The sequence below is a fragment of the Vibrio mediterranei genome (genome assembly GCF_900088415.1).
GTDB lineage: Bacteria > Pseudomonadota > Gammaproteobacteria > Enterobacterales > Vibrionaceae > Vibrio > Vibrio mediterranei.
The window spans coordinates 38,679-56,392 of record NZ_FLLQ01000014.1 but is presented as its reverse complement, the minus strand read 5'-3'; the positions used below and the strand labels follow the sequence as shown (position 1 = coordinate 56,392).

General features: G+C 44.4%; 17 protein-coding genes and 1 rRNA gene. 7 read left to right on the top strand and 11 right to left on the bottom strand.

Annotated features, from left to right (window positions below; translation table 11 throughout):
- The 4 genes from VME0621_RS24655 to VME0621_RS24640 form a co-directional block, all read right to left on the bottom strand.
- Window positions 1-117, bottom strand: a 16S ribosomal RNA gene (locus tag VME0621_RS24655); the annotation flags it as partial.
- Window positions 118-598: 481 nt separating this feature from the next.
- The gene (hemG, locus tag VME0621_RS24650) at window positions 599-1,126 is read right to left on the bottom strand and encodes a menaquinone-dependent protoporphyrinogen IX dehydrogenase (RefSeq protein ID WP_038224193.1); all 528 of its coding nucleotides are present in this window, start codon (window positions 1,124-1,126) and stop codon (window positions 599-601) included.
- 31 nt (window positions 1,127-1,157) lie between these two features.
- Window positions 1,158-2,615 carry a TrkH family potassium uptake protein gene (locus VME0621_RS24645; RefSeq protein ID WP_062463395.1) on the bottom strand — a complete coding sequence of 486 codons (1,458 nt, stop codon included), beginning with the start codon at window positions 2,613-2,615 and terminating at the stop codon, window positions 1,158-1,160.
- 32 nt (window positions 2,616-2,647) lie between these two features.
- Window positions 2,648-3,271, bottom strand: coding sequence for a YigZ family protein (locus VME0621_RS24640; RefSeq protein ID WP_006075111.1), 624 nt, complete (start codon window positions 3,269-3,271; stop codon window positions 2,648-2,650).
- A gap of 220 nt (window positions 3,272-3,491) precedes the next feature.
- On the opposite strand from VME0621_RS24640, the gene fadB reads away from it, so the two are divergent.
- The 3 genes from fadB (at window position 3,492) to acuI (ending at window position 7,982) form a co-directional block, all read left to right on the top strand.
- Window positions 3,492-5,660 carry a fatty acid oxidation complex subunit alpha FadB gene (fadB, locus tag VME0621_RS24635; protein WP_062463392.1) on the top strand — a complete coding sequence of 723 codons (2,169 nt, stop codon included), beginning with the start codon at window positions 3,492-3,494 and terminating at the stop codon, window positions 5,658-5,660.
- A 26-nt stretch (window positions 5,661-5,686) separates the two neighbouring features.
- Entirely contained in the window at window positions 5,687-6,850 is a 1,164-nt protein-coding gene (gene fadA, locus VME0621_RS24630; RefSeq protein ID WP_038224190.1) for an acetyl-CoA C-acyltransferase FadA, read from the top strand.
- 151 nt (window positions 6,851-7,001) lie between these two features.
- Window positions 7,002-7,982, top strand: a complete 981-nt coding sequence (acuI, locus tag VME0621_RS24625) for an acrylyl-CoA reductase (NADPH) (protein WP_062463388.1) — start codon at window positions 7,002-7,004, stop codon at window positions 7,980-7,982.
- 53 nt (window positions 7,983-8,035) lie between these two features.
- On the opposite strand, the gene VME0621_RS24620 is transcribed toward acuI, so the two are convergent.
- From VME0621_RS24620 to VME0621_RS24605, 4 genes are all read right to left on the bottom strand, one after another.
- Complete coding sequence (locus VME0621_RS24620) at window positions 8,036-8,962, bottom strand: c-type cytochrome (protein ID WP_062463386.1); 927 nt, start codon at window positions 8,960-8,962, stop codon at window positions 8,036-8,038.
- Complete coding sequence (locus VME0621_RS24615; RefSeq protein ID WP_062463383.1) at window positions 8,959-9,570, bottom strand: c-type cytochrome; 612 nt, start codon at window positions 9,568-9,570, stop codon at window positions 8,959-8,961. The genes VME0621_RS24620 and VME0621_RS24615 overlap by 4 nt, the downstream gene beginning before the upstream one ends.
- 84 nt (window positions 9,571-9,654) lie before the next feature.
- A complete protein-coding gene (locus VME0621_RS24610; protein WP_062463380.1) occupies window positions 9,655-10,596 on the bottom strand; it encodes a LysR family transcriptional regulator in 942 nt (313 codons plus the stop codon).
- Between the two features lie 171 nt (window positions 10,597-10,767).
- Window positions 10,768-10,953, bottom strand: a complete 186-nt coding sequence (locus VME0621_RS24605) for a hypothetical protein (RefSeq protein ID WP_006075104.1) — start codon at window positions 10,951-10,953, stop codon at window positions 10,768-10,770.
- Window positions 10,954-11,086: 133 nt separating this feature from the next.
- Here VME0621_RS24605 and tusA point away from each other — a divergent pair, with 133 nt between their 5' ends.
- Window positions 11,087-11,335: a sulfurtransferase TusA gene (gene tusA, locus VME0621_RS24600; RefSeq protein ID WP_006075103.1), complete on the top strand. Its 249-nt coding sequence runs from the start codon at window positions 11,087-11,089 to the stop codon at window positions 11,333-11,335.
- A 34-nt stretch (window positions 11,336-11,369) separates the two neighbouring features.
- Here tusA and VME0621_RS24595 read toward each other — a convergent pair whose 3' ends face one another.
- Together VME0621_RS24595 and VME0621_RS24590 are read right to left on the bottom strand one after the other, a co-directional pair.
- Window positions 11,370-11,630, bottom strand: coding sequence for a hypothetical protein (locus VME0621_RS24595; protein ID WP_006075102.1), 261 nt, complete (start codon window positions 11,628-11,630; stop codon window positions 11,370-11,372).
- A 141-nt stretch (window positions 11,631-11,771) separates the two neighbouring features.
- Window positions 11,772-12,326 carry a TMEM165/GDT1 family protein gene (locus VME0621_RS24590; protein WP_038224185.1) on the bottom strand — a complete coding sequence of 185 codons (555 nt, stop codon included), beginning with the start codon at window positions 12,324-12,326 and terminating at the stop codon, window positions 11,772-11,774.
- Between the two features lie 403 nt (window positions 12,327-12,729).
- Here VME0621_RS24590 and glyQ point away from each other — a divergent pair, with 403 nt between their 5' ends.
- From glyQ to VME0621_RS24575, 3 genes are all read left to right on the top strand, one after another.
- Window positions 12,730-13,638 carry a glycine--tRNA ligase subunit alpha gene (glyQ, locus tag VME0621_RS24585; RefSeq protein ID WP_038224182.1) on the top strand — a complete coding sequence of 303 codons (909 nt, stop codon included), beginning with the start codon at window positions 12,730-12,732 and terminating at the stop codon, window positions 13,636-13,638.
- A gap of 18 nt (window positions 13,639-13,656) precedes the next feature.
- Window positions 13,657-15,723, top strand: coding sequence for a glycine--tRNA ligase subunit beta (gene glyS, locus VME0621_RS24580; RefSeq protein WP_062463377.1), 2,067 nt, complete (start codon window positions 13,657-13,659; stop codon window positions 15,721-15,723).
- Window positions 15,724-15,898: 175 nt separating this feature from the next.
- Complete coding sequence (locus VME0621_RS24575; RefSeq protein ID WP_038224180.1) at window positions 15,899-17,149, top strand: valine--pyruvate transaminase; 1,251 nt, start codon at window positions 15,899-15,901, stop codon at window positions 17,147-17,149.
- Between the two features lie 66 nt (window positions 17,150-17,215).
- Here VME0621_RS24575 and VME0621_RS24570 read toward each other — a convergent pair whose 3' ends face one another.
- Window positions 17,216-17,650 (bottom strand): Hsp20 family protein, encoded by a 435-nt coding sequence (locus VME0621_RS24570; RefSeq protein WP_006075097.1) that lies wholly within the window; start codon window positions 17,648-17,650, stop codon window positions 17,216-17,218.
- Window positions 17,651-17,714 lie beyond the last annotated feature (64 nt).

Here is a 17,714-nt window from a genome sequence, read left to right as displayed (position 1 = left end):
CGCCGCTCGACGCCGTTAACGTCACCCGAAGGGTCAGTTAACTCGTTTCCGCTCGACTTGCATGTGTTAGGCCTGCCGCCAGCGTTCAATCTGAGCCATGATCAAACTCTTCAATTTAAGATTTTGTCGGCTCAATGAATACTGACTTTAAACTACCTTAGTAATCTAAAGCTATTATCGTTCCAACAGAACGATAATGAATTGACTGTGCCAAGTCTTTCGACTTGATTGGTCACTCAGTTCATTGAAAACCTAATTTGATACCTAAGTATCTAATTTGATTATCATCAACGAGTGCCCACACAGATTGATAGGTTTATATTGTTAAAGAGCTTGTTTTGAGCTTTGCTCAAAACGGACGGCCATTTTAGCGAGATAAGTTGTCGTGTCAACCACTTTTTTTAACTTATTTTGCTAAGCTTCTTAGAAGCTTGAGACCTTCTGACTGGATGCGAACTTTCGTCTGCGTTCCCGTGTCAGCGAGGGGGCATTATAGAGATCGAAATCTTCTTGGCAACCCTTTTTTTGAAGTTTTTCGCATTTTTTTATCGTTCGATTAAAAACAGCTCAAAACGACGCAAAAATCGACATTTTCTTATTATAGCTGAGCAAATTTATCCGCAAACAAGCTGACTTTATCCCAGTTAGTGTATTCCACTTCCTTTGAAGTATCTGTTTCTCCGCCAGTCATCGTCATAATCAGTTTAATCATAAAGCGGTCAAAAGGATTATAACGTGGGTAATACAATGCGCCGGCAAACACACCTATTAACTCCGGTTGCCAAGGTGACTTTTTCAAGAACGTCTTTATATAAGCACTACCTTCCGGCGTGTCTTTTCCTTGTTCTTCTTTTCTTGCGGTCAGATTGACGCAGAAGAATGCGGCTTTCATTGATGCTAACTTTGTACTGTTGGCATTTAAAAACTGATAGAGTTTTTTATTTAAATGACCATATCGGATTGATGCCCCAATAAGCACTTTATCGAACTCATCAAGATTAATGTTCATGTCTTGGTGTAGATTGACGATAGTGGCGGCATCATCACCTAATTGCTCAGCAATACGCGTAATGATTTTTGTCGTTTGTCCTTCACGAGAAGAATAGAGATAGAGAACTTTTTCCACGATGTTTCCTTTACCTTAATAAGCAGGCTGGTTAACTACGCCAAAATGCAGGAGTTAATAGAATAAGAAGGGTAAACACTTCAAGTCGGCCAAATAGCATCGAAACGATGAGCACCCACTTAGCGCTATCATTGACTTCACCAAAGTGGACAGCTACTTCTCCAAGACCCGGGCCGAGGTTGTTCAACGTAGCCGCAACTGCGGAGAACGCACTAAGCTCATCCATACCAGTAGCAATTAACGCTAACATACAGACCACAAACACCAATGCGTAAGCCGAGAAAAATCCCCATACGGCGTCTACTACACGCTGAGACAGTGCTGTCCCACCCACTTTGATGGTATATACCGCTCTTGGGTGTACAAGGCGTTTCATCTCACGAGCGCCTTGCAGAGTAAGTAATAAAATACGAATTACCTTCATACCACCGCCCGTTGAGCCTGCACATCCACCAATAAAAGAAGAGAACAGTAGCAACACGGGTAAAAACAATGGCCATTCCGAGAATCCAGTAGTGGTAAAGCCCGCCGTCGTCGAAATAGATACTGACTGGAACAGTGCCTGATCAAACGCATCGTATACCGAGTTATAGGAGTGATGCTTCAATAAAATAAGGAAGCAGATCAGGAATAACACCGCCTGTATAAAAATGAAGGCTCTAAACTCGGGATCCTTCCAATAATACTTCGGATGTACGCCACCTGAAGCAAATGCAGCAAAGTGCAAAGAGTAGTTACAGGCCGATATAAGCAGGAATACCACGGTAATCATATTAATAGCATGGCTATCAAAGTAACCCATGCTCGCATCATGAGTGGAAAAACCACCAATCGCAATGGTTGAGAAACTATGGGCTATCGCATCAAACGGTGTCATACCTGCTACCCAAAATGCCGCTGCACAAGCGATAGTCAAGCTTAAGTAGATGTACCAAAGCGCCTTTGCTGTCTCAGCAATTCGAGGCGTCATTTTGCTGTCTTTCACCGGACCAGGGATTTCAGCCCGATATAACTGCATACCACCGATGCCTAGCACCGGTAAAATAGCGACGGCGAGTACAATGATCCCCATACCCCCAAACCACTGTAGTAATTGACGGTAAAACAATATCGCTTTAGGTAGCTCATCTAAACCAACAATAACCGTCGCACCGGTAGTGGTTAAGGCGGAGAATGATTCAAAGAATGCATCGGTTATCGACACATTAGGGAAATCGGATATAAGGAACGGTAAGGCGCCGGCGCTGCCGATTACTGTCCAAAACAAAACCACAATAAGGAAACCATCACGAGCTTTGAGCTCGTGTTTGTGACGTCGGTTGGGAAACCAGAAAAAGCCACCACAAACTAATAAGACAAAAAAGGTCGTAACAAAAGGTACACCCGCACCATCACGATAGATGAGCGCGACAAGAGCTGGCGCAAGCATTGACACACTGAACAGTGCTAAAAGAAGCCCGACAATGCGGATTATGGATCGAAATTGCATATATGTTGAATGAAGCTACGCTTCGTTACGTCCTAGTTGTGTTCTACTGGAGAAACCATTGCCTTGGCTCCACTTTTATTAATTATGCTTTGCGTGAGTGCATCAACCTTATTCACCTCAACTTCTACAATAAGAATAACCTTATCGCTATAGTGAGATTCCACTTCTACTGCAGAACACTTACTAAGTTCAGACTGAGCCGTGGCTACAAATGCATAGTCTAACTCTAGTCGTAATTGTGTGGTGATTTTTTTTTCTATTGTTTGAATTAGCTTAAGTGCTTGTTGAACTCCTCCACCATAAGCTTTCACTAATCCGCCTGTTCCTAGCTTGATTCCACCAGAATAACGGGTAACAACGGCCGCCAATTCTCCAATCCCGGAACCGCTTAACTGTGCCAAAATAGGCTTTCCTGCAGTGCCAGATGGTTCACCATCATCACTAAAGCCCCACATCATCGAATTCTCTGGACGACCAGCTACAAAGCCCCAACAGTTATGTCTGGCACTACTGTGTTCTTTCTTCACATCATCGATAAACGCCTTGGCACTTTCGATACTTGGTGTATGGGCAATTTGTGTGATGAAGACACTCTTTTTGATTTCTTCTTCAAAAATCACAGAGTGCTCTGGTATCAAGTATGCAGTTGAGTTCATTAGGATTTATGAGATCTGTAGCCTAAAAAGGGTATTCTATCACGGGTGAATAGGATTGACTCCAAGATTGGACCACGGTCATAATGTTAAACAGTTGTTTAAAAAATGTATTGAAATTAAATTCAATGCGGTTCAATATTAGACAACTGGTCTAACCAGAAGCAAAAACAATAACTACCGCTTTCGCACAATCACGGATTGTCTGTCACGGAGAATGACAATGATTTACCAATCTGACACCCTACAGGTAAAGGAAGTACACAACGGCATCGCCGAACTGTGTTTTAGCTCTCCCCAGTCGGTCAATAAACTTGATCTGGCTACTCTTGAAGCCCTAGACAAAGCACTTGATGCTCTTGCAGCATGGAATGATTTAAAGGGTCTAATCCTCACTACAGATAAAAGCGCATTTATCGTTGGCGCTGATATCACGGAATTCTTGGGATTGTTTGCCAAACCAAAAGCAGAACTCAAAGAGTGGCTTGGTTTTGCAAATAGCATCTTCAACAAGTTAGAAGATCTACCCGTTCCGACACTTTCAGCCCTAAAAGGTCACACGCTTGGTGGCGGTTGTGAGTGTGTATTAGCAACAGATTTTAGAATTGGTGACAAAACCACCAGCATCGGTCTTCCAGAGACAAAACTTGGCATTATGCCTGGCTTTGGCGGCACTGTGCGTCTACCACGCCTCATTGGTGCCGATAGCGCAATGGAAATCATCACACAAGGTAAAGCTTGTCGCTCAGGTGAAGCGCTAAAGCTTGGTTTACTCGACGCAATCGTCGAAACCGATGCCCTGTATGAATCTGCACTTAACACGATTCAATTAGCCATCAATGAGAAAATCGATTGGAAAGCACGCCGCCAAGCGAAAGTGTCTCCACTGACACTGAGCAAGCTTGAAGCAATGATGAGCTTCACTATGGCTAAAGGTCTTGTTGCTCAAAAAGCAGGCCCACATTATCCAGCACCAATGGCTGCAGTAAAAGCCATTGAAGAAGCAGCTCGCTCTGGCCGAGATCAGGCTCTTGATATTGAAGCAAATTACTTTATTCAATTAGCTGGCTCTGATGTGGCCAACGCACTAGTTGGTATCTTCCTTAACGACCAATACATTAAAGGTCTTGCTAAGAAAGCCGCGAAGTCAGGTAAAGATACCGAACGTGCTGCCGTGCTAGGTGCTGGCATCATGGGTGGCGGAATTGCTTATCAGTCTGCGCTTAAAGGCGTACCTGTAGTCATGAAAGATATTGCTCAGGCTTCTTTAGAGCTTGGCATGACTGAAGCATCCAAACTGCTGAACAAACGCTTGCAACGTGGTCGTATTGATGGCTTTAAGATGGCTGGCGTATTGGCATCTATCACTCCAAGCCTTCATTACGCTGGCATCGAACAGAGCGATGTGATTGTCGAGGCTGTCGTAGAGAATCCAAAGATCAAGGCGTCGGTATTGAGCGAAGTCGAAGGATTGGTCGGTGAGAATACTGTCATTGCATCGAATACGTCGACGATTCCTATTAATGTACTTGCGAAGTCACTCAAGCGCCCAGAAAACTTCTGTGGTATGCACTTCTTTAATCCAGTGCACCGTATGCCACTGGTCGAAATCATCCGTGGTGAGCACACGTCAGAAGAAACCATTAATCGTGTTGTGGCTTACGCAGCAAAAATGGGTAAATCGCCAATCGTCGTTAATGATTGCCCAGGGTTCTTTGTTAACCGCGTACTCTTCCCTTACTTTGGTGGCTTTAGTCAGCTATTAAGTGATGGTGCTGACTTTATTCAGATTGATAAAGTCATGGAGCGCAAGTTTGGTTGGCCTATGGGTCCTGCTTATCTTCTCGATGTTGTTGGTATCGATACCGCTCACCACGCTCAAGCTGTCATGGCGGAAGGTTTCCCTGAGCGTATGGCGAAAGAAGAGCGCGATGCAATCGATGTTCTCTTTAGTAACACTCGCTACGGTCAGAAGAATGGCTCAGGCTTCTACGCGTACACTACAGACAAGCGTGGTCGACCAAAGAAAGCACCAAGTGAAGATATCACTAGCTTGCTGGAACCGGTTTGCAAACCAAGCCAAGCGTTCGACGACGATACCATCATTCAACGTATGATGATTCCAATGATCAACGAAGTAGCACTGTGTCTTGAAGAGGGCATCATTGCAACACCACAAGAAGCCGACATGGCTCTAGTATATGGATTGGGCTTCCCTCCATTCCGCGGTGGTGTATTCCGTTACCTAGATAGCATTGGTATCGATAACTACGTAGCAATGGCGAAGCAATACGAGTCATTGGGTGCAATGTACAAAGTCCCTCAGTCGCTAGTAGACATGGCAAGCTCTGGTAAGCGCTTCTATGAACTGCAGCAAACTGGCTCACTGTAATTACCCATTGGAAGAGGAATATCAAAATGAAAAATGTTGTCGTTGTTGATTGTCTTCGCACACCGATGGGTCGTTCCAAAGGTGGTGCATTTAGACATCAACGTGCTGAAGATCTATCAGCGCATCTTATGAAAGGAATTTTGGCTCGCAACCCACAAGTCAAACCTGAAGAAATTGAAGATATCTATTGGGGCTGTGTACAGCAAACATTAGAGCAAGGCTTTAACGTAGCACGTAATGCAGCACTGCTCGCGGGTTTACCTATTGAAATTGGCGCGGTTACCGTTAACCGTTTGTGTGGTTCATCAATGCAAGCTCTGCATGACGCGGCGCGTTCTATCATGGTAGGCGATGCGGAAATCTGTCTTATCGGTGGTGTAGAACACATGGGTCATGTCCCAATGACTCATGGCGTTGACTTTCATCCGCAGCTGTCAAAAAACGTTGCAAAAGCAGCAGGCATGATGGGTTTAACGGCTGAGATGCTAGGTAAACTCCATGGAATTAGCCGCGAACAACAAGATGAGTTTGCTGCCCGCAGTCACCAACGTGCACAAGCCGCAACCGTAGAAGGACGCTTCAAAAACGAAATTCTACCAACAGAAGGTCACGCAGAAGACGGCTCTCTCTTCACTTTAGATTATGATGAAGTTATTCGTCCGGAAACTAACGTGGAAGGTCTATCTAAGCTACGTCCAGTATTTGACCCTGCCAACGGCACCGTCACCGCCGGTACGTCATCTGCGCTATCTGATGGTGCTTCTGCCATGTTGATAATGAGTGAAGATAAAGCTAACGAGCTAGGTTTACCTATTCGTGCAAAAATCCGCTCAATGGCCATTGCTGGTTGCGATCCTTCTATTATGGGTTATGGTCCAGTACCTGCGACTCAAAAAGCACTGAAGCGTGCAGGTTTGACGATGGATGATATTGATATTGTTGAACTTAATGAAGCATTTGCTGCTCAATCACTGCCATGTGCGAAGGATCTGGGTCTATTAGATGTGGTTGACGAGAAAGTGAACCTTAACGGTGGTGCTATCGCGCTTGGACACCCATTGGGCTGCTCAGGCTCTCGTATTTCCACCACCCTTATCAATATTATGGAAAGCAAAGATGCCAAGATCGGTCTAGCGACCATGTGTATTGGTTTGGGTCAAGGCATTGCAACCATATTCGAACGTCCATAACCTTACCTGAATGTAAAAACAGCTCCGCTTGCGGGGCTGTTTTTATTTATGCATAAAATGCATACATCAAATGTTCAAGTTTCATTTTTTTTTTACCTATTTGTCGCCTACACTTTGCAGCAGATAACACGTCAACTCATTGGAGACAACCATGTTCAAAGCACTGTTACTTAACCAAGAAGATAAAAAAACAATCGCTACTGTTTCTCAAGTAGATGAGTCTCAGCTTCCAGAAGGTAATGTAAAAATAGATGTAAAATATTCATCTTTGAACTACAAAGATGGGTTGGCGATTACGGGTAAAGGCAAAATTATTCGCAATTTCCCAATGGTACCGGGTATCGATCTTTCTGGCGTAGTGTCTCAATCTGATGACCCTCGTTATAAGGAAGGCGACGAAGTGGTTCTCACTGGCTGGGGGGTCGGTGAGAATCACTGGGGTGGCATGGCAGAGAAAGCAAGTCTAAACGGTGATTGGTTGGTGCCAATGCCTGCTGGCCTAGATGCAGAAAAGGTCATGGCTATCGGTACTGCTGGCTTCACGGCTATGCTTTGCGTACAAGCGATTGTTGATGCTGGCATCAAACCAGAAGATGGTGAAGTACTGGTAACCGGCGCAAGTGGTGGTGTAGGTAGTGTTTCAGTAACGCTACTAAACCAACTCGGCTACAAAGTCGCAGCAGTCACAGGTCGTGCTTCAGAAAATGGTGAATTACTCACTTCTCTTGGCGCTTCTCGTATTGTTGAACGTAGTGAACTTGAAGAACCAGCTAAGCCACTTGAGCGTCAAGTTTGGGCTGCAGCGGTTGACACTGTGGGTAGCAAACTTCTCGCGAAAGTATTGGCTCAAATGAACTATAACGGTGTGGTCGCAGCATGTGGTCTGGCAGGTGGTTTTGATTTGCCAACAACCGTTATGCCATTCATTCTACGTAATGTCCGCCTACAGGGTATTGACTCAGTAATGTGCCCTCGCGAGAAACGTATCAAAGCATGGGAACAATTGGCAACTTTACTTCCAGAATCATACTACGCACAAGCGAGTAAAACAGTGGCGCTGGAAGAAGCGATTCAAGCAGCAGAAGATATCACTAATGGCGCTATCACTGGTCGTGTGACAATTAAGATCTAATCTTAGCTAACATCTATTATTGAAAAGGCTCTCATGATGAGAGCCTTTTGTATTTAATACGCATTAGTACCGAGTATTTGCTTATCATTAGCAGGGCTTGGTTTACCGTACTCTCCATTATGATTATGAAAAGCTTCTTTCGTCGACTTAATGTCACCATCAAAGCGTGGATCCTGTGGTCGTTCATGGCTATCCATAAACAACGCGATATCCCAAGCTTGCTGATCTGTTAATGTTCCACCTTGCCCCAAAGGCATATTGTGTTTTATGAACGTAGCAGCCGTATTTACTCGATGCATTCCTGCTCCCCAGTTAAAACTATCCGGCCCCCAAAGTGCAGGAAAGACATAACGTCCATCCACCTGTCGTCCTTGTCCTTTTTCACCATGGCATACAGAACATTCTTTTTGATAAGCCTTTTCGCCACGCTCGTAATTAGGTGCCTTCACAGGTTTATCCAGTTTTCCAAATCCTCTTCCAGGCAACTTGTTATCAACAGAGACCCCAAACGACAACCAATAAGAGTAAGCATTAAGGTCCAATATTTCCTGACTTAATACCTCTGGAGGTTGGCCATCTTTTGCGTTCATAGAATAAAGAAAACAACCTTGCAATCGATCCTCAAACGTATTTACTCGTTTATTTTTAGAACGATAGGCAGGGTAAGATACAAAAGCAGCCCACATAGGTGCCGCATTGGCTACACTCCCCGCTCCAAGATGGCAATTGGTGCAGTTCATACCATTATTCACTCTTCCCGTCGGTTTCAATTGCTGGGTATTCATAAACAATGAATACCCACGCTTTATCGACTCCCCCAATTCACCCTTTGGTAAGTTATCCCAATGAGATACTTGATGAAGGGTTTCACCTTCGTTCAACGCCCTACCAGGCTCTATGGGGTGAAGCTCTTTATATTGGTCAGCAAAGGCAACGAAAGTAAAACCAGCGAGCAAAGCGATTAGATAATGAGTTTTCATAAAGAACCTCCTTGCGATGAGAAGTATTCCGCAACAGCTTCGATCTCTTCTTCACTGAGTGCTTTAGAAATAGTGACCATCGTCCCTAACACACCCGGAGGACGTTGGTCATTTTTCCAAGCGTTGAGTTGATTGATTAAGTAGTCTTTATTTTGCCCCATAAGCATAGGAAAACTTGGTGCAACCCCCACCCCATTAGGCCCGTGGCAACTAACACAAGCTGGTACATTGCTATTCCATTTACCACTGTATGCTATTCGTTCACCCAATGGCATATCAGAAGGCCACTTATCACCTCGCCATTGCAAGGTTTCAGGAGTATCAACGGAAATGGAGGCATAGAAATCAGCAGCGAGTACCAGCTGATCATCTGCAACGTCGTGAACGATAGGCTCCATAAAGCTGCTAGTTCGATGACCCGATTTAAACGCAAGGACTTGAGCCTCTAAGTAGGCTTTAGGCTGCCCTCGAAGGTTAGGGATAGTGTTTTCTCTACCAACACCATCAGAACCATGGCAGTCGATACACGCCTCCATGATGTTATTGGCGAGAGCAGTATGAGTAAGGCTTATAGCAGCTAGCCCGACGATAATCCTTTTGATATTCATTGCTCATTCCTTTGTTGTTTTTAAGTAAAACTAGGATAAAGATTAGTGAATACAAGGAAATGAAGGTATCAATTCAACCGACTGCTAGCCTAACCCTACATCTTCAATTCTTTTAGTAATCAATTTGCCACATTCTTGTTTCAACACTTTGCGCAACCATTGCTGGGACTCAGAAGTATCGCAGCGTGAATGCCAAATCAACGAATAATCAAATGGTGTGAACGCAAATGGCAATGGCTTAATCACTAAGTCATATCGCTCAGCAACCAAATATGCTAAATCGGCAGGAACGGTAATAATAAGAGGCATGGTGTCAACAATCGCCAATGCCGCTTCAAGGTGATAAGCCCGTAACACCATTCTTCTTGAATTCTGATTAACCAATGCAGCATCAAGTAATGATTTCACCCCATCGCTTATCGCAATCATGGCATGCGGCGCATTAATATAGTCTTCAAGTGATAGCGGCTTTTCCGCAAGTGGGTGTTGTTTAGACACTAAACATGAAACCCCTACAGGCCCTAATATATCTTGATGCAAAGGTGAGACAGAACCTGATGGTCGACAGATAGCCATATCTACCTTATCGGTACTCAGTTGTTTAAAGAGGCTTTCGTGTTGCAGTGGAGCAAACTCTAGCGAAATGTTAGGCGCCTGCTGATACACCATAGGTAAGGCATAAGGAAGTATGGTCTGCATCGCGTAGTCAGTGGTAGCGATAAGAAAACGCTCATTGCAGTAATATGGATTGAACTCACTCGGTGTTAGCAGTTGGCGGAATGATTCTAACGGCGCATCAATTTGTTTGCAGATCTCCAATGCTTTACTGGTAGGAATGATTCGCTGCCCTTGACGGGTAAACAGAGGATCGCCCAATAAATCTCTGAGCCGACCTAAAACACGACTGGTCGCTGACTGGCTGAGGTTCAAGCGCACAGCTGCTTGACTAACACTGCCTTCTTCGACCAACACTTTTAACGCAACCAACAGATTCAAGTCACGACGATAGATTTCTTCGAGTTCCATAAACACTTCCTAACGGGTTCTTTTATAGTGTACACCGAGCCCGAATATCTTTACCTAGCGCCAGATAAAAAAAATCCCGCCTTTGACAGCGGGGAAGCCCAAGAAAATGGGGATAGTGTCGGAATGTCGTATAGTGTTAGAAATCTAAACTAGCCAGATGTTTATAAAATGTTAACTTTCTTGTTCTTCTGAAACATCTTGCCAGCGTCTCATCTCAATCCAAATCCCTAGGATTGAGGCGCTTAATCCAATTAAAGGAACAAAGCTTGGCTCTGCTGAAGTCTTTAATACCAAGGCACAGAACGCAATAAAGCAAAGCACTGAATAAATCGTCAATCTATCTAAAGCGGTTAACATAGCTACTCCTTCGCTTCTTTGTTACCAACTTGTTAAATAAAGTTAAAACAAAAAAATCCATTTGCCAAGAGTTATTGCATATTTTTTCTTCATAAGTAGAATTTGAGCTGTTTTTTATAGATCAGAGCACACCATGACAATCAATACAGACCTAGCAACGCAAACATTAGAAGCAGAAGGCTTGCGCTGTCCAGAGCCAGTGATGATGGTCAGGAAGACAATTCGTAAAATGGAACAAGGAGAAGTGTTGTTAGTGAAAGCAGACGATCCTTCTACTACGAGAGACATCCCAAGCTTTTGTCGTTTTATGGATCACCAATTACTTGGCTCGCAAACAGAATCTATACCTTACCTTTACTTAATCAAGAAAGGTCTCGCGTAAAGAATCAAAAAGGCTGCATCATGCAGCCTTTTTACTATTCATCATATTCAAGCGTTCGGACTTCCGATTGCAACTGCTTAATCTGCTTTTGCATCGCACGTATTTCATTGTGCATGGGAATGAGGTGTTGCACCCTAATCCACGACTCTACAGAGAGTCCAGCCATCACAATGGCACCGACAACCATAGGTGTCCACATGTCGGTGAGCACCATTCCAAGAACCGTTAAAACAAAACCGAACGTAAATAAAGAACTCTGACTTTTCGCGGTCATTCCTGTGTAACGTGTAAGCATAGTATTGCCCTCTCGCTAGGATCCACATGATTAAAGTAGCATGACAATTGTGACACTAATATGTCATCCATCACGAAATTTACTAGATTCGAGCCAGAGTTTGATCTTGAATAAATTACATTTAGCTAGTTGATATTGTTATTAAAAAACAGCCGCACCAATTGCTAATAATACAAACAGAATGGCGGTAACCCGGCGAATCCAATCTAATGGCAATTTATCCGCTGACAACTTTCCTATCAGTACTACCGGAACATTCGCCAACAACATACCAATAGTGGTTCCTAGAACCACCAGCATTAAGGCATCGGCATACTGCGCCCCTAATATTGATGTCGCAATTTGAGTTTTGTCACCAATCTCTGCGATAAAAAACGCAATGAAACTGGCCACAAATGGTCCTTTGTTGGAGATACTTTCCTCTTCATCCAGTTTATCGGGAATCAGTACCCATCCGGCCATGGCTACAAAACTTACGACAACAACCCACTTCAAAACTTGAGGCGAAAGGTAATCGGCGACGACAACTCCTAACCAAGCAGCAAGTGCATGGTTGGCTATCGTTGCCAGAAAAATGGCTGCAATAATGGGAATAGGTTTACGGTAACGACTGGCTAACAGCAATGAGAGAAGTTGGGTTTTATCCCCAATCTCAGCTAAGGCGACAGTAGTAATTGAAATAGCTAAAACGCTCACGACATGCTCTAAGGGGCAGGGATTATAGTTTTTAACCTATAGATAAACCTCGCACCCCACCCCGGTTCACGATGTTTATCTAAGGTCTTGCTAAACTTGTTGGCACAAGTCTCGAACGCCATGGTGATTTTGCACCAATTATGTTGACGAACGAATTCTGACTCTTGCTAGAGTCCGAATAAGCTACTCCCCGAAGATGGCGGTATTGTAATCACACTAACCATCAAATTCAACAATAACACTGTCCCTTAAGCCGCAGTTGAGCGAGAAATGCAAAAAACTGACCTTTTTTCGCATAATGACGATTAATTAACCACTTTTACCCCTACTCCCCCAAGGAATTACTGGGTATACTTGATCGTTATTTTTACCTTTTTCAGATAAAGAATCGCGCGAATTGACTATGCAAAAATACGATATCAAAACCTTCCAGGGAATGATCCTCGCGCTGCAGGATTATTGGGCACAAAATGGCTGTACCATTGTACAACCTCTAGATATGGAAGTAGGTGCGGGCACCTCTCACCCAATGACATGTTTGCGCGCACTTGGCCCTGAGCCAATGTCGACAGCTTATGTCCAGCCATCTCGTCGTCCGACTGACGGCCGCTATGGTGAAAACCCGAACCGACTACAGCACTACTATCAATTTCAGGTAGCGCTAAAGCCATCTCCAGACAACATTCAGGAGTTATATCTAGGCTCACTAGAAGTACTTGGTATCGACCCACTAGTGCATGACATTCGCTTCGTAGAAGACAACTGGGAAAACCCGACACTCGGTGCTTGGGGTCTTGGTTGGGAAGTATGGCTAAACGGTATGGAAGTCACTCAGTTTACTTACTTCCAGCAAGTGGGTGGTCTAGAGTGTAAGCCAGTAACCGGCGAGATCACTTATGGTATCGAGCGCCTTGCTATGTATATCCAAGAAGTAGACTCTGTTTACGACCTAGTTTGGAACATTGCACCAAACGGAAGTAAAGTGACTTATGGTGATATCTTCCACCAAAACGAAGTTGAGCAATCTACATACAACTTCGAGCACGCTGACGTAGACTTCCTATTCTCATATTTCGATCAATGTGAGAAAGAAACTAAAGAGCTACTGGAACTAGAGAAACCTCTTCCTCTTCCAGCTTACGAGCGCATTTTAAAAGCCGCTCACGCGTTCAACTTGCTTGATGCTCGCAAAGCTATCTCTGTAACAGAGCGCCAACGTTACATTCTTCGCATCCGCAACCTGACTAAGTCAGTAGCAGAAGCATACTACGCATCACGTGAAGCACTTGGCTTCCCAATGTGTAAGAAATAAGGCGAGGAGACTGTAATCATGGCAAAAGAATTTCTAATTGAACTAGGTACTGAAGAGCTACCACCAACACAACTTCGCACTCTTGCTGAAGCATTTGCAGCAAACTTTGAGTCTGAACTTAAAGATGCGGACCTAGCACACGAAGGTGTGAAGTGGTATGCCGCACCTCGTCGCTTAGCACTTAAGGTTTCAGCGCTGGCTGAAGGTCAATCTGACAAAGTGGTTGAAAAGCGCGGCCCAGCAGTATCGGTAGCATTTGATGCTGATGGCAATGCAACTAAAGCAGCACAAGGCTGGGCTCGTGGTAACGGTATTACTGTTGACCAAGCAGAACGTCTAGTGACTGACAAAGGTGAATGGCTGCTATTCAAACAAGAGGTGAAAGGTCAGGCAACGTCTGAGATCATCGTTGAACTTGCAGCCAAAGCACTCGCTAATCTACCTATCGCTAAGCCAATGCGTTGGGGTGATAAAACCACTCAATTTATCCGCCCAGTTAAAACGCTGACGATGCTAATGGGTTCTGACCTTATAGAAGGCGAAATCCTAGGCGTAGCGTCTGATCGAACTATCCGTGGTCACCGCTTTATGGGTGAGCAAGAGTTCACTATCGAATCAGCAGAGCAATACCCAGCGATCCTCGAAGAACGCGGTAAAGTGATGGCTGATTATGACGCACGTAAAGCCATCATCCTAGCGGACTCTCAAAAAGCAGCGGCAGCGGTTGGCGGAGTAGCTGATCTCGAAGATGACTTAGTAGAAGAAGTGACGTCCCTGGTTGAATGGCCAGTAGTACTCACTGCGAAGTTTGAAGAAGAATTCCTAAAGGTACCTTCTGAAGCGTTGGTTTACACCATGAAGGGTGACCAAAAATACTTCCCAGTTTATGACGAGAACAAGAAGCTACTACCAAACTTCATCTTCGTTTCTAATATCGAATCGAAAGAGCCTCGCTACGTTATCGAAGGTAACGAGAAGGTTGTGCGTCCTCGCCTAGCCGATGCCGAGTTCTTCTTTAATACAGACCGCAAACGCCCGCTTATCGACCGTCTACCTGAACTAGAGCAAGCTATCTTCCAGAAGCAGCTTGGTACTATCAAAGACAAGACGGATCGCATCACTGAGCTTGCTGGCTACATCGCTGAGCAAATCGATGCTGATGTTGAAAAGTCTAAGCGTGCAGGCCTATTGGCTAAATGTGACCTAATGACATCTATGGTATTTGAATTTACTGATACTCAAGGTGTGATGGGGATGCATTATGCCACGCACGACGGTGAAGATGAGCAAGTAGCGCTAGCACTATACGAACAATACATGCCTCGTTTTGCAGGCGATGACCTACCAAGCACTGGTATCTCATCCGCTGTCGCGATGGCAGATAAGCTAGATACTATTGTTGGTATCTTCGGTATTGGTCAAGCACCTAAGGGCTCTGACCCATTTGCACTTCGTCGTGCATCGCTAGGTGTGTTGCGTATCATCGTAGAAAACGGCTACAGCTTAGACCTTACAGACCTTATCGCAAAAGCGAAGTCACTATTTGGCGACAAGCTAACCAATGCAAATGTTGAAGAAGACGTACTTGAGTTTATGCTTGGTCGTTTCAATGCATGGTACAAAGACGAAGGCTTCAGCGTAGACATCATCCAGGCGGTGTTAGCACGTCGTCCGACTAAACCTGCAGACTTTGACCAGCGTGTGAAAGCAGTATCTCACTTCCGCGAACTGGAAGCGGCAGAATCACTTGCTGCAGCAAACAAGCGTGTGGGTAATATCCTAGCGAAGTTTGATGGTGAACTCGCCGCCGATATCGACCTTGCACTTCTACAAGAAGATGCAGAAAAAGTACTGGCAGAAAACGTAGAAGTCATGACAGAGGCACTGGAGCCTGCTTTCGCTACAGGTAACTACCAAGAAGCGCTAAGCAAGCTAGCAGATCTTCGTGAACCGGTTGATGCTTTCTTCGACAACGTAATGGTAATGGCAGACGATGAGGCGCTGAAGAAAAACCGCCTAACACTGCTGAACAACCTACGTAACCTATTCTTGCAAATTGCTGATATATCACTGATTCAAAAGTAATTTTCTAGAAAAACAGCAAAAGCCCAGTTACCTAACTGGGCTTTTTTTTATTCCCACCACAAATAGTGCTTTGCCTCACAGTTTCATTAATGTATGTTCAAACATTAATCTTGCCACCAGCAGGATAAAAAACCGAAAAAATATAACAAGTGAACACAATGAACTAGGTACAGCAATGCAATTTTCTAAGTTTGGTGAAAAATTTAATCGTTACTCAGGTATTACCCAATTAATGGATGATCTCAATGATGGCCTCCGCACTCCAGGTGCCATTATGCTCGGAGGTGGCAACCCAGCCGCTATTCCAGCAATGCTCGAGTACTTTCACCAAGCCAGTGCAGATATGCTTGCCAACGGCGATCTCGTCGCAGCTATGGCTAACTACGACGGCCCACAAGGTAAAGATGCCTTTGTTAAAGCGCTTGCTAAGCTGCTGCGTGAAACCTATGGCTGGGCAATCACAGAAAAGAACATCAGCCTAACCAATGGTAGTCAAAGCGGCTTTTTCTATTTGTTCAATTTGCTTGCAGGTAAGCAATCCGATGGCTCGCACAAGAAGATTCTATTGCCTATTGCTCCCGAGTACATTGGCTATGGCGACGCGGGCATTGACGAAGATATCTTTGTCTCTTATCACCCAGAAATTGAATTACTCGACGGTGGCTTATTCAAATATCATGTGGATTTTGAACACCTGAAAATCGATGACTCGGTTGCCGCTATCTGTGCGTCGCGTCCAACCAACCCAACGGGTAACGTGCTAACTGACGAAGAGATCCACAAGCTCGATAAACTGGCTCGTGCTAACAATATCCCACTGATTATTGATAATGCTTATGGTCTGCCATTCCCAAACATCATTTTTGAAGATGTAGAGCCATTTTGGAATGAAAACACCATCCTATGTATGAGTTTATCCAAACTAGGGTTACCTGGCTTACGCTGCGGCATTGTCATTGCGAGTGAAGAAGTCACGCAAGCGATGACCAATATGAATGGCATCATTAGTCTTGCTCCTGGGAGCTTTGGCCCTGCGCTTGCCAATCATATGATTGAAAAAGGTGATCTGCTGGATTTAAGCTCGAATGTCATTAAGCCTTTCTATCAACAGAAATCATTGCGTGCGGTAGAACTACTGCAATCAGCCATAACCGACCCACGTTTTAGAATTCACAAACCAGAGGGTGCAATTTTCTTATGGCTTTGGTTTGATGAATTACCGATTACTACCATGGAGCTGTACCAACGACTGAAAGACCGTGGTGTATTAATTGTTCCTGGTGAATACTTCTTTATTGGTCAAGAAGACGAATGGGATCATGCTCATCAGTGTTTACGCATGAACTACGTGCAAGACGATGACAAGATGCAGCAAGGCATCGCTATAATAGCGGAAGAGGTAGCAAGAGCCTACGCAGAAGCCTAACACTAAAAAGAGCGCCTTATGGCGCTCTTTCACTCTTTATTTCCGAGTATTGTTTCAAGGCAAATATTAGCCTTCGATCAGTTTATTACCACCGATCTCAATTTTACGCGGTTTCATCGCTTCTGGTATTTCACGTTCTAGGTCAACGTGAAGCAAACCATTCTCCATGCTTGCACCGACCACTTTCACATAGTCTGCTAGTTGGAACTTACGCTCAAAATCGCGTTCTGCGATGCCTTGGTAAACATAGTTTTTACCTTCTTCAGCTTTACGCTCGCCCTTAACAATCAATAGGTTCTCTTTTTGAGTAAGATCGAGCTGCTCTTCAGCAAAGCCAGCCACAGCCATAGTGATACGGAAGTGGTTCTCGTCTTGTTGTTCGATGTTATAAGGAGGGTAACCACCTGAAGCATTTTTCGCGGTGTTCGCTTCCATCATATTAAATAGACGATCGAAGCCGATTGCGTTGCGGTATAAAGGAGTGAAATCTACAGTTCTCATAGTACTATCCTCAGTTAAGCAATAGTCTTAGCTCTTTATTCATAAGAACTAAGGGATTCATGGC

What these genes read in the sequence shown, in the direction of transcription:
- VME0621_RS24575 (WP_038224180.1), top strand. Translation starts at nt 15,899, where the DNA reads ATGCAATTTTCTAAGTTTGGTGAAAAATTTAATCGTTACTCAGGTATT.
- fadB (WP_062463392.1), top strand. Translation starts at nt 3,492, where the DNA reads ATGATTTACCAATCTGACACCCTACAGGTAAAGGAAGTACACAACGGC.
- VME0621_RS24570 (WP_006075097.1), bottom strand. Translation starts at nt 17,650, where the DNA reads ATGAGAACTGTAGATTTCACTCCTTTATACCGCAACGCAATCGGCTTC.
- VME0621_RS24610 (WP_062463380.1), bottom strand. Translation starts at nt 10,596, where the DNA reads ATGGAACTCGAAGAAATCTATCGTCGTGACTTGAATCTGTTGGTTGCG.
- VME0621_RS24640 (WP_006075111.1), bottom strand. Translation starts at nt 3,271, where the DNA reads ATGAACTCAACTGCATACTTGATACCAGAGCACTCTGTGATTTTTGAA.
- VME0621_RS24645 (WP_062463395.1), bottom strand. Translation starts at nt 2,615, where the DNA reads ATGCAATTTCGATCCATAATCCGCATTGTCGGGCTTCTTTTAGCACTG.
- VME0621_RS24605 (WP_006075104.1), bottom strand. Translation starts at nt 10,953, where the DNA reads ATGTTAACCGCTTTAGATAGATTGACGATTTATTCAGTGCTTTGCTTT.
- glyS (WP_062463377.1), top strand. Translation starts at nt 13,657, where the DNA reads ATGGCAAAAGAATTTCTAATTGAACTAGGTACTGAAGAGCTACCACCA.
- VME0621_RS24615 (WP_062463383.1), bottom strand. Translation starts at nt 9,570, where the DNA reads ATGAATATCAAAAGGATTATCGTCGGGCTAGCTGCTATAAGCCTTACT.
- acuI (WP_062463388.1), top strand. Translation starts at nt 7,002, where the DNA reads ATGTTCAAAGCACTGTTACTTAACCAAGAAGATAAAAAAACAATCGCT.
- VME0621_RS24620 (WP_062463386.1), bottom strand. Translation starts at nt 8,962, where the DNA reads ATGAAAACTCATTATCTAATCGCTTTGCTCGCTGGTTTTACTTTCGTT.
- fadA (WP_038224190.1), top strand. Translation starts at nt 5,687, where the DNA reads ATGAAAAATGTTGTCGTTGTTGATTGTCTTCGCACACCGATGGGTCGT.
- glyQ (WP_038224182.1), top strand. Translation starts at nt 12,730, where the DNA reads ATGCAAAAATACGATATCAAAACCTTCCAGGGAATGATCCTCGCGCTG.
- VME0621_RS24595 (WP_006075102.1), bottom strand. Translation starts at nt 11,630, where the DNA reads ATGCTTACACGTTACACAGGAATGACCGCGAAAAGTCAGAGTTCTTTA.
- tusA (WP_006075103.1), top strand. Translation starts at nt 11,087, where the DNA reads ATGACAATCAATACAGACCTAGCAACGCAAACATTAGAAGCAGAAGGC.